Genomic DNA, 12581 nt, shown 5'->3' on the forward strand with positions numbered 1-12581 from the left:
GGGTGGCTAACGGGATTCGAACCCGCGACAACCGGAATCACAATCCGGGACTCTACCAACTGAGCTATAGCCACCATAATGTTGCTGCCAATATTTTCTTTCCGGAATGGCGCGCCCGAAAGGATTCGAACCTTCGACCTTTGGCTCCGGAGGCCAACGCTCTATCCAGCTGAGCTACGGGCGCCTTGCCCTATCGGCGGTGGTGAATATTACGGATCACGCCGCCCCTCGTAAAGTCTTTTTTTGGTTTTTTTTCTTGTTCGCTGCAAATATAAACAAATAAGTATTGATTCGTATCATACAAACACAAGCACCTAGTTTATCACAGTAAACTTAGCGGATATAATCACTTTGTTTTTACAATTTAAACAATCTGTAAATATTCACTGCCTTGTCTCAACAGTTCGATAAACAACAACTCATACAGACGACTGTGGCAATCGCATAAACATCTGGAAGTGTAAGGTGAGCTCAATGGAACTATCTCTTCGACAACTAATGGTAGCCGCTGTAGCAGCAATAACATTTGCTAGCTCCACCATGGCCGCAGATATGTCAGACGATGCTATTGCTGAAAGAATCAAGCCTGTCGGCTCAGTCTATCTGGAAGGTGATGCCCCGGCTACACCGGCTGTTGCCGCGGGCCCTCGTAGCGGCGATACCGTCTATGGCACTTTCTGTGCCGCCTGTCATGGTTCGGGGATTATGGGCGCGCCGAAAAAAGGCAATGCCGGAGACTGGGCTACTCGCATCGCTCAAGGCAACGATGTATTGGCTGATCACGCCATCAACGGCTTTAACGCCATGCCTGCAAAGGGCTCCTGCATGGACTGTAGCGATGACGAAATCATCGCGGCCATCAATCACATGATTGAAGGGCTATAAGAGAAACACAATAAAAATAAAGGGTTGATGCTAGTGCATCAACCCTTTTGGTATCGACTATTTTTTGTTGAACATCGCCCGGATATTGGCAATGTGAGCCTGCCCTTTCTGCATTCGCTCCTGCTGGGTCACCGGCTTCTTATCCGCCTCCCATTCCAGGTCATCCTGTGGCAACTCATACAGGAAGCGGCTCGGTTCAGGTTTCAGCAGCTCACCAAACTGGCGACGCTCTTTACACAGTGTGAATGTCAACTCCTTCTGAGCCCGGGTAATCCCCACATAGGCCAGGCGGCGCTCTTCCTCAACATTATCCTCGTCAATACTGGTCTGGTGCGGCAAGATCCCTTCCTCTGTACCAATCAGGTAGACATACGGAAACTCCAGGCCTTTGGAGGCATGCAGGGTCATCAACTGAACCTGATCGGCATCATCGTCATCTTCACCGCGCTCCATCATGTCCCGCAAAGTAAGACGCTGCACCACTTCTTTCAGCGTTTTGACTTCCTGATCATAGTTGTCTCCCTCCAAATCGGCGGTGATCCAGCTATACAGGTCTGAAACGTTCTTCATTCGCATTTCAGCCGCCTTCGGACTGGCCGAAGTTTCATAAAGCCAATCTTCGTAATTAATATCACGGATCAGCTGGCGTACGGCAGCGACCGTATCGCCACGCTCAGCATTATCCGACAGCTCCACCACCCAGCGGGTGAAGCGCTGCAGGGATTCCAGCCCCCGACCACTCAGGTGTTGCTCCAGCCCCAGTTCAAAGCTAGCGGCAAACAGGCTCTTTCCGCGCATGTTGGCGTAAGTGCCAAGCTTTTCAAGCGTCACCGGGCCGATTTCACGGCGCGGCGTATTGACGATACGCAAGAATGCATTGTCATCATCGAGATTGGTCAGCAGACGCAGGTACGCCATGATGTCCTTAATTTCAGCACGCGAGAAGAAAGACGTCCCGCCAGAAATTTTATATGGGATCCGGTTCTGCATCAGCGCCTTTTCAAACAAGCGAGACTGGTGATTACCCCGATACAGAATCGCATAATCCTTATAGGCGGTATTATTGAGGAAACGGTGGGCAATCAGCTCTCCCACCACTTTCTCCGCTTCATGCTCTTCGTTCTTGGCGGTGATCACCTTAAGCATCTCGCCATCGGGGATCTCAGAAAACAGCGCCTTATCAAACAAGTGCGGGTTATTGGCAATAAGAATATTAGCTGTACGCAAAATCCTACTGGTCGAGCGATAGTTCTGCTCCAGCTTGATCACCCGCAAGCTAGGAAAGTCTTTGTTAAGCAAGGCCAGGTTTTCCGGCTGTGCTCCACGCCAGGAATAAATAGACTGATCGTCATCACCAACCACAGTAAAGCGCGAGCGCTCACCCACCAGCAGCTTAACAAACAGGTACTGGCTGGTATTGGTATCCTGGTACTCATCCACCAGCAGGTAACGGATCCGGTTCTGCCAGCGCTGGCGAACCTCCTGATTATCCCGCAGCAAAAGTACCGGCATCAGGATCAAATCGTCAAAGTCCAGTGCGTTATAAGCTTTCATTTGCTTCTGGTACATATCGTAACAATGGGCAAATAACTGGTCTTTTTCTGTCTTCGCATACGCCATCGCCTCACCCGGCGAGAGCATGTCATTCTTCCAGTTGGAAATGGTCGAAAGCAGCTGCTTGAGCAGATCTTTGTCGCCGTCAATTTCGGCCTCAGTCAGCTCTTTGAGTAACGCCATCTGATCCTGATCGTCAAACAGCGAAAAACTCGCCTTCAGCCCCAAAGACTTATATTCCCGGCGGATAATGTTCAGACCTAAGGTGTGAAACGTCGATACCATCAACCCCTTGGCTTCCTGGCGTCCCAACGTCTGCCCGACACGCTCTTTCATCTCACGGGCGGCCTTGTTGGTAAAGGTCAGCGCCGCGATATTGCGCGCCTTGTAATCACACTGCTGAACCAGATACGCAATTTTGTTGGTGATCACCCGGGTTTTCCCCGAACCGGCTCCGGCCAGTACTAAACATGGCCCAGATACATATTTTACCGCTTCGGTTTGCCTTGGGTTCAGTTTCATCAGCGTATCCTGTGTCGTATTTGATCATCTAGAGGTCAGCAGGCGCATTGTAGCGAGTTATGGCCGCTTGTCTATTCACCCTCGAATATTCTCAGGCACCGCCAATCTCGATAAGAAATAACTTGCATAACAAATTTTGCTCTTTAAAATAATGAATGAACATTCATTCATTATCTTTATTTACATTTATATGACCTCTATGAGTGACAAGAAAATACGCATCCTGAAAGCAACAGAAAAGCTGCTGGCAATGTATGGCTTTCATGGTCTTTCCATGCAAATGGTCGCCAAGGAAGCCGGCGTTGCTGCAGGGACGATTTATCGCTACTTCGAAGATAAAGACGATCTTCTTCATCAGCTCTATGACCATATTTTGACCCATGTTGCGAGCCAAGTGACTCAGAACCTGTCAGATGACATGCCGCTGAAAGAACGCTTTCGAACCATGTGGCTCAACATCTGGAATATGGCAAATCAAGAAGATGCACCACTGATCAACCGCGGCCAGTTTGAAAACTTACCCCGCCGTAATGGTCAGGAACAACACCAACTGGAAAAAAAGCTGTTTGCCAAGGTCAACCAGCTGTTTGATGAGGGGAAAACCAGCGGCCAATTCAAACAACTCGATAATGAAATTTTAAGTGTTTTAAGCCTTGAGCCAGGCGCCTGCCTGGCTCGAAAACATATTAACGGTGTCTTTAAAGTTGACGATGCTAGCCGCGAGGCAGCTATCGAAGCCAGCTGGGATGCCATAACACAGCATTAAAATTAGTAATTTCGGAGCACAATATAATGAAAAGATGGGTAGCATGGTTAGGCATGCTAATAATCGTGGGACTATTATTTGGCACTTTATTTGTGAACAAATACTTCGATATTCAGGACAAAATGGAAAAATATTCCAACATGCCTGAACCAGCGTTCCCTGTCACAGTATTAGGTGCCAAGCCAAGTAACTGGATCCCGGCCATTGAAGCCATCGGCTTTATTGAGCCAAACCAAGGGGTAACCATCACATCGGAAGTTTCCGGCGTGATCAACAAAATTGATTTTGAGTCCGGTTCGACAGTGAAGAAAGACCAGCCGCTGGTCAGCCTGGATTCCGATGTGGAAATCGCCAATCTGAAAAGTACTGAAGCCCGCCTACCGGCAGCCAAAGCCAAATATATCCGCTACCAGGGGCTCTACAAGAAAGGCTCGATTTCCCAAGAGGCCTTCGATGATGCTGAAGCTTCCTACTTCTCGCTATCTGCTGATATTGAAAGCCTGAAGGCGACGATTGACCGCCGTACGATCAAAGCACCGTTTGATGGTGTGGTCGGCCTGCGTAACGTCTTCCTCGGCCAGTATATCCAGCCAAGTAACGACATTGTTCGCCTGGAAGATACCACCCTGATGAAACTGCGTTTCACGGTTCCGCAAACCGATATCTCTGATATCTACCTAGGCCAAGACGTAAAGATCTTCGTTGACGCCTATCCGGAAACGCCGTTCAGCGGCAAGATCAGCGCCATTGAGCCGGCAGTCAACTACCAGAGCGGCCTAGTCCAGGTTCAGGCTGATATCCCGAACAACGACGGCCAGCTACGTAGTGGTATGTTTGCCCGTGCCCATATCATCCTGCCGACAATGGAAAACCAGATCATCCTACCGCAGACAGCGATCACCTTTACCCTGTACGGTGACAATGTCTACTTGGTTAATAAAGATGAGAATGGCGATCTACGTGTCCGTCAGTCCGTAATTACAACTGGCGAGCGCAAAGGTGAAAGCATCCATATCCTGAAGGGTGTGAAAGCCGGTGACACTGTTGTCACCTCGGGTCAGGTTCGCCTGAGTAATGACGCTAAAGTACGCATTGTTGAAAGCACTGCACTTCAAGCGCCAGCAGAAACCCCAATGCTGTAATCCGGAGGATTAATGCGCTTTACTGATGTTTTTATTAAACGTCCTGTCCTGGCGGTATCAATCAGCTTTCTGATTGCCCTGCTCGGCCTACAGGCAATCTTCAAGATGCAGGTCCGTGAATACCCCGACATGACCAACACCGTGGTAACGGTGTCTACCAGCTACTACGGGGCCAGTGCCGACCTGATCCAGGGCTTTATTACCCAGCCACTGGAACAGGCCATTGCCCAGGCTGACAATATCGACTTTATGACCTCATCTTCCGTGCTGGGCCGATCCACCATTACGGTGACCATGAAGCTCAACACCGATCCGAACGCAGCCCTGGCTGATATATTGGCCAAAACCAACTCGGTTCGCTCCCAACTGCCGAAGGAAGCGGAAGACCCAACAGTAACCATGTCGACCGGCTCGACCACGGCGGTAATGTACATCGGCTTTACCAGTGATAAGCTGGCATCCAGCCAAATCACTGACTACCTGGAGCGCGTGATCAACCCGCAATTCTTCACGGTTAACGGTGTATCTAAAGTCGACCTGTTCGGTGGTATGAAGTATGCCCTGCGTGTCTGGCTTGATCCGGCTAAGATGGCCGCTTACAACCTGACCGCAACTGATGTGATGGGTGTGCTGAACGCCAACAACTACCAATCGGCAACAGGCCAGGCAACCGGCGAATTCGTGCTTTATAACGGTACAGCAGATACTCAGGTTTCCAGTACCGATGATCTGGAGAAACTGGTTGTTTCGACCAAGGAAGGCCAGGTGATCCGTCTGGGTGACATTGCCAAGGTGTCACTGGAAAAGAGTCACGACATTTACCGTGCATCGGCAAACGGTGAGAAAGCGGTGGTAGCCGCGATTAACGCCGCACCAAGCGCCAACCCAATCAACATCGCTGCCGATATCATGGAGCTGTTGCCGGTGCTTCAGCGCAATATGCCGAGCAACATCAAGATGAACGTGATGTATGACTCCACCATCGCGATCAATGAGTCAATCAACGAAGTTATCAAAACTATCGCTGAAGCGGCGCTGATCGTACTCGTGGTGATCACCCTGTTCCTGGGTTCCTTCCGTGCGGTTATCATCCCTATCGTCACCATCCCGCTGTCGCTGATTGGTGTTGCGATGGTGATGCAGGGTTTTGGTTTCTCCTGGAACTTGATGACTCTGCTGGCCATGGTACTGGCCATCGGTTTGGTGGTGGATGATGCAATCGTGGTTCTGGAAAACGTTGACCGTCACATCAAGCTGGGTGAATCGCCGTTCCGTGCTGCTATTATAGGTACTCGTGAAATAGCGGTGCCGGTTATCGCCATGACACTGACCCTGGGTGCGGTATACGCGCCAATCGCCATGATGGGCGGGATCACCGGCTCACTGTTCAAAGAATTTGCCCTGACCCTGGCCGGTGCCGTTTTTGTCTCAGGTATTGTGGCTCTGACCCTGTCGCCAATGATGTGTTCAAAAATGCTCAAGGCCCACGAGCAGCCAAGCAAGTTTGAAACCTCGGTCCACAACTTCCTCGACCGCCTGACCAACCGCTACGAAAAGATGCTGGGCGGCATCATGCAACATCGTGCGGTGGTTATTGTATTTGGTCTTCTGATCTTTACTTGCATGCCAGTTCTATTCAAATTGATCCCGAGTGAGCTGGCTCCGGCCGAGGATAAAGGCGTACTGATGATGATGGGTACGGCACCGTCGAACGCCAACCTGGATTACATCGAAAACACCATGAACACGGTGAACCAAATCCTGTCAGAACAGCCTGAAGTGGCGTATGCACAGGTATTCTCTGGTGTGCCTAATTCCAACCAGGCATTTGGTATTGCCTCTATGGTGCCTTGGAGTGAGCGAGAAGCAAGCCAGGCGGAAGTGGTTAAACGCGTAACCGGACTGGTTAATGAGGTTCCGCAGATGGCGGTCACCGCATTCCAGATGCCTGAACTGCCAGGTGCCGGATCCGGTCTGCCAATCCAATTCGTCATCACCACACCGAACCAGTTCGAGAGCCTGTTTCAGGTTGCAACGGATATTCTGGCCGAAGTGAAATCCAGCCCGATGTTTGTTTACTCGATTCTGGATCTGAACTACGATTCGGCGACGATGAAAATCCACATCGACAAGGACAAAGCCGGTGCTTATGGCGTCACCATGCAGGACATCGGTATCACATTGAGCACCATGATGGCAGACGGCTATGTAAACCGTATTGACCTCAATGGCCGCTCATACGAAGTGATCCCTCAGGTTGAACGTAAATACCGCCTGAATCCGGAATCAATCGAGGGTTACTATGTCCGTGCAGCTGATGGCAAGGCTATCCCGCTGGGCAGCCTGATCACTATCGATGTCATCGCCGAACCTCGTGCCCTGCCTCACTTTAATCAGCTGAACTCAGCAACCATTGGTGCTGTACCGGCTCCGGGTACCGCTATGGGTGATGCCATAAACTGGTTCCAGAGTGATGCAGCAGGCAAACTACCGGCAGGCTATCAGTACGACTTCATGGGTGAGGCACGTCAGTTCGTAACTGAAGGTAATGCCCTGTATACGACCTTTGCCCTAGCCCTGGCGATCATCTTCCTAGTACTGGCGATTCAGTTTGAATCACTACGTGACCCGCTGGTTATCCTGGTCTCTGTTCCACTGGCTATCTGTGGTGCTCTGATTGCCCTGGCGTGGGGAGCAGCCTCGATGAACATCTACTCTCAAGTCGGCCTGATCACCCTGATTGGTCTTATCACCAAACACGGTATCCTTATCTGTGAGGTAGCGAAAGAAGAACAGCTGCACCACAAGAAAGACCGTATGGCTGCGGTAATGGAAGCCGCCAAGGTACGTCTGCGTCCAATCCTGATGACGACCGCTGCGATGATCGCCGGCCTGATCCCACTGCTATACGCAACAGGAGCAGGTGCTGCCCAGCGTTTCAGTATCGGTATTGTTATCGTATCTGGCCTGGCTATCGGAACTATCTTTACCCTGTTTGTACTGCCGGTGATCTACACCTACCTGGCGAGTATTCACAAACCACTACCGGTCTTTGTGGAAGACAAAGACCTGGAAAAGTTGAAACGAGCAGACGAAGCACGCGCGGCTTTGAAAGCTCACGACGCTTAATTCCAGAAAAATCATCAAGGCCGCCCGTGCGGCCTTTTTTATTTCGCGATTATCGACGACAATCAGTAAGGATTTGAATAAAATAACGACAACAGATTTAAGCCGTTACGGAGTTAACTCAGCTATGTTTGACCCAAAGAAACTTGAGCAAGTAGCCAAGCAGATCCATGAGTCTATGCCTCAGCCTGTCAAAGAGCTGGGCAATGACGTCGAGCAGAAAGTTCGTCAGGTAATCCAGTCACAGCTTAACAAGCTGGATGTCGTCAGCCGTGAAGAATTTGATGTCCAGACTCAGGTACTGCTGCGCACCCGCCAGAAACTGACCGAGATGGAACAAAAGTTAGCTAAGCTGGAAGAAAAGCTGGCTGATAAAGAATAATTGCGTCGAGGTTCGAAGTAAATAAGAAAAGGCTTGGTCACCAGACCAAGCCTTTTCTTTATTCAATACTATCAACACAGCCCAGCAAATGCCGGGCTGTGTTTCACATGAAACATTCAATTAAGGAACGATTAACCACCTACCGCAATGCGCTTCATGTCTGTCATGTAGCCGCGAAGCTCCTGACCAATCCACTCAACCGGATGATTACGGATAACTTCATTAACATCAATCAGCTGCTGGTTATCAACATAATTACTTTTTTCAGTTGACCCGTTACCAATCACATCAATACCGACATACGGCATGAACTTCTCACGCAGTAATGGAGTCGCCACATTGGCAAACAGGTAGTTACCATATTCAGCCGTATCGGAAATAACCACATTCATCTCGTAAAGGCGCTTACGGGCAATGGTATTGGCAATCAACGGCAACTCATGCAGCGACTCATAGTATGCCGACTCTTCGATAATGCCCGTCGCCGTCATAGCTTCAAATGCCAATTCAACCCCTGCTCGCACCATGGCAACCATCAAGATACCGTTGTCAAAGTATTCCTGCTCTTCGATTTGAATATCAGAGTCCGGATAATTCTCGAAATCCGTGGCCGCTGTCTCTGCCCGCCAGCCCAGCAAGTTAGCATCGTCATTAGCCCAGTCGGCCATCATAGTACGAGAAAACTCGCCGCTGACGATATCATCCATATGTTTGTTATATAGTGGACGCATCAGCTCTTTAAGCTCTTCAGACAGCTCGAACGCCTTAACCTTCGCCGGGTTAGACAGACGATCCATCATATGAGTAATACCACCAAACTTCAGCGCCTCGGTAACCGTTTCCCAACCATACTGCAGCAGCTTACCGGCATACGCTGGCTCAACACCTTCGGCGACCATCTTCTCATAACACACGATAGAACCGGCCTGCAGCATACCGCACAAGATAGTCTGCTCTCCCATCAAATCCGATTTCACTTCAGCCACAAATGAAGACTCAAGCACACCGGCGCGGTGACCACCTGTCGCTGCCGCCCATGCCTTGGCAATATCCAGGCCATCACCTTTAGGATCATTTTCAGGGTGAACCGCTATCAAGGTTGGTACACCAAAACCTCGCTTATACTCTTCGCGAACTTCAGTGCCCGGACACTTCGGTGCCACCATCACGACGGTCAGGTCATCACGAATTTGCATCCCTTCCTCAACAATGTTGAAGCCATGGGAATAACCCAGTGCAGCCCCTTCTTTCATCAGCGGCATCACGCTTGCCACCACATTCGAGTGCTGCTTGTCCGGCGTCAGATTAACGACCAAGTCTGCATACGGGATCAGCTGTTCATAGCTACCGACTTCAAAATCATTTTTCTTCGCATTTTTATACGACTGGCGCTGCTCTTCAATCGCTACCTGACGCAACGCGTAAGCGACATCCAAACCAGAATCACGCATGTTCAAGCCTTGGTTAAGGCCTTGCGCACCACACCCCACAATCACGACTTTCTTGCCTTTCAGATAATCCGCCTCTGTCGCAAACTCTGAACGATCCATAAAACGGCAGCGACCTAGCTGATCTAGCTGCTGGCGTAAATTTAGGGTATTGAAATAATTAGCCATAACTGCAAACTCCGTGAATTCTGATCCTTGATTCGACATCAACTTGTCGAATATCTTGATACTAGAACAGGCACCTAATTGCGCAAAGTGATATATTCACAATAACTTATTGCAAAAAGTGCAACATGGACAATGAACATCAAGAACTTGCAACTCTTTCTGCACCTCTGTGACTCTAAAAGTTTCAGTCAGACAGCGCAGGCAATGCACATCAGTCCATCGGCCCTCAGCCGCATTATCCAGCGCCTGGAGGAAGAAACAGGACAACCTTTATTTATTCGGGACAACCGCAGCGTCGAGCTAACCTCCGCGGGCCAGCAGCTATTGCCTGTAGCCGGGCAGATAGTCTCAAGCTGGCTGGAACTCAAGGCTCAGCTCAAAGACCAAGAACAACAGCTACAGGGAAAACTAAAACTGTTTTGCTCGGTTACCGCGAGTTATAGCCACCTGCCTGGCATCCTCAATAAATTTCGCCAGCGGTATCCGCAGATTGAAATTCAGCTTCTCACTGGCGATCCGGCTCAGGCAATAGAAAAAGTACAGCACGACAAAGCCGATATTGCCATTGCCGCCAAACCCGATCATGTATCGAGTCAATTAACCTTCCTGGAGTTAGATAATGTCACCCTGTCAGTGATTGCACCGCTTGTGCCAGCATCAGGGTTACAAAAATACCTGTCTGATACGCCGGATTGGGCACAACTTCCCTTCATCCTCCCGGAATCTGGTACCGCAAGAGATCGCGCAGACAAATGGCTTAAGCAAAAAAAAATAAAACCCAATATTTACGCCCAGGTCAGGGGTCATGAAGCCATCGTCAGTATGGTGGCACTTGGATGTGGTATTGGTATCGCGCCCGATGTTGTTATAGACAATAGCCCGGTAGGCAGCAAAGTAAGACGGCTCGAAAAAGAAAAGATCCCACCGCTCATCCTCGGCTTGTGTTGCAAGCAAAGCCGACAACAAGAACCTTTACTCCATGCACTAATACAACTTTTCTAGTGCATTAATTCAGAGATAAAACGGAATACTAATGTCTCAACCAATTTTAACTCATTCATACTATTCGGACTTTTTTGCGGCCAAAGGCTACGATTTTCTCAAACAGATTGCCGATCAGTTCGTTATCCCGGACAATTTAGTGATTTTCTCGGTCATGCACTGCTACGAAGGATCGCTACCTTATATCAATGTATTGGCAGAAATTGCCGATAAACTCGTTTTTATCCCTAAAAGTGCTACTGCCCTTTGCAATCAGGATATCACCACAACCATAGAGCAACTGCCTCGTTGTCATGTTGTAAACAAAGAAGGACAACAATACGGCAAAGAGCAGCTAAAAGACCCTGCCATTGCCGAGCACTTAATAAGGGCACACCTCAAAGCAGACAGCCAATTTTTGATCTTGGATCACGGCGGGTATTTCGCTCATGCCATAGAACATATCAGTACCACCTTCCAAGAACAGTGTCTGGGGATCACAGAACTCACCGCAAACGGACTCTACAAATACCTCAACCGTCAATTAGATAAACCACTCGTCACAGTTTCCCATTTAAGTATCAAAGCGCCAGCTGACTATGAAGCATCTGAATGCATCGTGCATTATTCCGATCAGATCCTTCGAGAAGAGTTCGGCCTCAAGCTTAACAATGATGAATTTCTTAAAATTGGAGTGATTGGAGCAGGTAATTTAGGCCAAGGCGTGATCAAATACCTGAAAGGTAAAGCGATCAGTCAAATTCTAGTCGCTGACACCGATCCACGCCGGCTTACCCACTTCCCCCGAAATGGGGTCCAAGTTAGCTCCATCGAACGGCTGATTAACGAATGTAATATGATTTTCTGCTGTACCGGTAATGGTGCCCTACCCAGTAAGCTACTAGATAACCTTAATGACAGCCTGTTTATCTCCACTGTGACCTCTGCAGATGATGAACTGAACCTTCCTCAACTCATTGCCGACGGCACCCTGACAGAAGTCGGGGGCAACCGCCTGATTCGTGAATACCACACCCGAAGAGGCCAGAGCCTTTACCTGCTAGCAGGGGGAGAATCCGCCAATACACCTTTCAAAACAGGGATGGGCGATCCAACACTTTATCTGTTTGAAGCCGCGCATATGCTTGCCGGATTACAGTTAGCCACCGAGGCTCGTCCATTCAAACAGGGTATCCAGGCACTTAATGAAGAAGACGAAAAACGCATTGCCGAGCAATGGCTACGTCACTTCTATCGCTATGAATGACCCCTTTTCAATGCCCAAAAACGTAAAAAGCCCAGGCAGAAATGCTTGGGCTTAGTTATAAATGACTGAGCGGCGGGGGCGTGACAGGCCGCCAAGCTTTCAAGGTAATAGGCTAACCAACTAAGCTACCGCTCCACTCAGAACCAATACTCAAATTTCAGACGTAAGCAAGCCCGAGTCTTTCGACGGGGACGCCTAGTCTAGGGCTATCCGACCGAAGGACGGACAAAATACAAATGCAAAAAAGCCTCAGCATTTCTGCTGAGGCTTCTTAATAAGTGGCGGAGCGGACGGGACTCGAACCCGCGACCCCCGGCGTGACAGGCCGGTATTCTAACCA

At 49.5% G+C, this 12581-nt stretch carries 9 protein-coding genes and 2 tRNA genes; 7 read left to right on the forward strand and 4 right to left on the reverse strand.

The genetic code is table 11. The annotated features are described in order from the left end of the window. Nucleotide 1: 1 nt before the first annotated feature. Together Q0852_RS22780 and Q0852_RS22785 are read right to left on the reverse strand one after the other, a co-directional pair. A tRNA-His gene (locus Q0852_RS22780) sits at nucleotides 2-74 on the reverse strand. Nucleotides 75-107: 33 nt separating this feature from the next. After that, a tRNA-Arg gene (locus Q0852_RS22785) sits at nucleotides 108-184 on the reverse strand. A 290-nt stretch (nucleotides 185-474) separates the two neighbouring features. Here Q0852_RS22785 and Q0852_RS22790 point away from each other — a divergent pair. Continuing rightward, nucleotides 475-885: a cytochrome c5 family protein gene (locus Q0852_RS22790; protein ID WP_299022525.1), complete on the forward strand. Its 411-nt coding sequence runs from the start codon at nucleotides 475-477 to the stop codon at nucleotides 883-885. Between the two features lie 57 nt (nucleotides 886-942). On the opposite strand, the gene rep is transcribed toward Q0852_RS22790, so the two are convergent. Next, nucleotides 943-2961, reverse strand: coding sequence for a DNA helicase Rep (rep, locus tag Q0852_RS22795; RefSeq protein WP_299022527.1), 2019 nt, complete (start codon nucleotides 2959-2961; stop codon nucleotides 943-945). A 190-nt stretch (nucleotides 2962-3151) separates the two neighbouring features. On the opposite strand from rep, the gene Q0852_RS22800 reads away from it, so the two are divergent. The 4 genes from Q0852_RS22800 to Q0852_RS22815 all read left to right on the forward strand — a co-directional run bounded on the left by Q0852_RS22800 (nucleotide 3152) and on the right by Q0852_RS22815 (nucleotide 8377). Next, nucleotides 3152-3727 (forward strand): TetR/AcrR family transcriptional regulator, encoded by a 576-nt coding sequence (locus Q0852_RS22800; protein WP_299022529.1) that lies wholly within the window; start codon nucleotides 3152-3154, stop codon nucleotides 3725-3727. 26 nt (nucleotides 3728-3753) lie between these two features. Then, nucleotides 3754-4869, forward strand: coding sequence for an efflux RND transporter periplasmic adaptor subunit (locus tag Q0852_RS22805; protein ID WP_299022531.1), 1116 nt, complete (start codon nucleotides 3754-3756; stop codon nucleotides 4867-4869). 12 nt (nucleotides 4870-4881) lie between these two features. Next, nucleotides 4882-7998 (forward strand): multidrug efflux RND transporter permease subunit, encoded by a 3117-nt coding sequence (locus Q0852_RS22810; RefSeq protein WP_299022533.1) that lies wholly within the window; start codon nucleotides 4882-4884, stop codon nucleotides 7996-7998. 124 nt (nucleotides 7999-8122) lie between these two features. Further along, the gene (locus Q0852_RS22815) at nucleotides 8123-8377 is read left to right on the forward strand and encodes an accessory factor UbiK family protein (RefSeq protein ID WP_299022535.1); all 255 of its coding nucleotides are present in this window, start codon (nucleotides 8123-8125) and stop codon (nucleotides 8375-8377) included. 131 nt (nucleotides 8378-8508) lie between these two features. Here Q0852_RS22815 and ilvC read toward each other — a convergent pair whose 3' ends face one another. After that, nucleotides 8509-9993 (reverse strand): ketol-acid reductoisomerase, encoded by a 1485-nt coding sequence (gene ilvC, locus Q0852_RS22820; protein ID WP_299022537.1) that lies wholly within the window; start codon nucleotides 9991-9993, stop codon nucleotides 8509-8511. A gap of 132 nt (nucleotides 9994-10125) precedes the next feature. On the opposite strand from ilvC, the gene ilvY reads away from it, so the two are divergent. Together ilvY and Q0852_RS22830 are read left to right on the forward strand one after the other, a co-directional pair. Beyond that, complete coding sequence (ilvY, locus tag Q0852_RS22825; RefSeq protein ID WP_299022540.1) at nucleotides 10126-10995, forward strand: HTH-type transcriptional activator IlvY; 870 nt, start codon at nucleotides 10126-10128, stop codon at nucleotides 10993-10995. Nucleotides 10996-11026: 31 nt separating this feature from the next. Continuing rightward, nucleotides 11027-12241 (forward strand): NAD(P)-binding domain-containing protein, encoded by a 1215-nt coding sequence (locus Q0852_RS22830; protein WP_299022543.1) that lies wholly within the window; start codon nucleotides 11027-11029, stop codon nucleotides 12239-12241. The last annotated feature ends 340 nt before the right edge of the window (nucleotides 12242-12581 follow it).

The sequence above is a fragment of the uncultured Photobacterium sp. genome, assembly GCF_947502415.1.
In the GTDB taxonomy this organism is placed as follows: domain Bacteria; phylum Pseudomonadota; class Gammaproteobacteria; order Enterobacterales; family Vibrionaceae; genus Photobacterium.

What these genes read in the sequence shown, in the direction of transcription:
- Q0852_RS22790 (WP_299022525.1), top strand. Translation starts at nt 475, where the DNA reads ATGGAACTATCTCTTCGACAACTAATGGTAGCCGCTGTAGCAGCAATA.
- rep (WP_299022527.1), bottom strand. Translation starts at nt 2,961, where the DNA reads ATGAAACTGAACCCAAGGCAAACCGAAGCGGTAAAATATGTATCTGGG.
- Q0852_RS22800 (WP_299022529.1), top strand. Translation starts at nt 3,152, where the DNA reads ATGACCTCTATGAGTGACAAGAAAATACGCATCCTGAAAGCAACAGAA.
- Q0852_RS22805 (WP_299022531.1), top strand. Translation starts at nt 3,754, where the DNA reads ATGAAAAGATGGGTAGCATGGTTAGGCATGCTAATAATCGTGGGACTA.
- Q0852_RS22810 (WP_299022533.1), top strand. Translation starts at nt 4,882, where the DNA reads ATGCGCTTTACTGATGTTTTTATTAAACGTCCTGTCCTGGCGGTATCA.
- Q0852_RS22815 (WP_299022535.1), top strand. Translation starts at nt 8,123, where the DNA reads ATGTTTGACCCAAAGAAACTTGAGCAAGTAGCCAAGCAGATCCATGAG.
- ilvC (WP_299022537.1), bottom strand. Translation starts at nt 9,993, where the DNA reads ATGGCTAATTATTTCAATACCCTAAATTTACGCCAGCAGCTAGATCAG.
- ilvY (WP_299022540.1), top strand. Translation starts at nt 10,126, where the DNA reads ATGAACATCAAGAACTTGCAACTCTTTCTGCACCTCTGTGACTCTAAA.
- Q0852_RS22830 (WP_299022543.1), top strand. Translation starts at nt 11,027, where the DNA reads ATGTCTCAACCAATTTTAACTCATTCATACTATTCGGACTTTTTTGCG.